General features: G+C 63.3%; 1 protein-coding gene. It reads left to right on the plus strand.

All coding sequences use genetic code 11. The annotated features are described in order from the left end of the window. A partial coding sequence (locus tag HX881_RS32565) for a hypothetical protein (RefSeq protein WP_484573282.1) occupies positions 1 to 643 on the plus strand: 643 nt, incomplete at both ends.

The raw sequence follows: 643 nt of genomic DNA on the forward strand, positions 1-643 counted from the left end.
AGCATGGTCGATACGGCGGCGAGCGGAGCGGTCAACCTCAAGGCCCAGAGCCTGGAGGCCAAGGGCCCGGTCTATGCTGGCACGACCCTGGAGATGCAAACCCAAGGCGACCTGACCAGCCAGAACAACCTGGTCGCCAAGGACCACATCACGCTGAGCAGCGGCGGCCAGTTAACCAACAACGGCATCATCGAAGCCGGGGTCAATCTCGATAAAACCCGCAACAGCGAAGGCGACGTCAGCGTCACGGCGCAGAACCTCACCAACGCCGGCAAGACCATCCTTGCCAGCCGTGACCTGAACATCACCACCACCCAGACCCTGAACAACCAGGGCGGCACCCTGAGCGGCCAGCGGCAGACCACGGTTACTGCCGGCACCCTCGACAACCAGAACAAGGGCCGGGTACTCAGTGCCGACAGCCTGAACCTGACCGCCGACAAGGCACTGAACGGGCAGGGCGGCCTGATCAACAGCGCCAGCCAACTGACCGCCACCCTGGGGCACCTGAACAACAATGGTGGTGAAGTCTCCAGCCAGGACAGCAGCACGCTGGTGCTGGGCTCGATGGATAACCTCACCGGCCTGGTCATGGCCGAGAACATCCTCGACATCACGGCCACCGGCGCGGTGAACAATCAGG

Origin of the sequence: Pseudomonas gingeri, assembly GCF_013386115.1 — a bacterium.
GTDB lineage: Bacteria > Pseudomonadota > Gammaproteobacteria > Pseudomonadales > Pseudomonadaceae > Aquipseudomonas > Aquipseudomonas gingeri.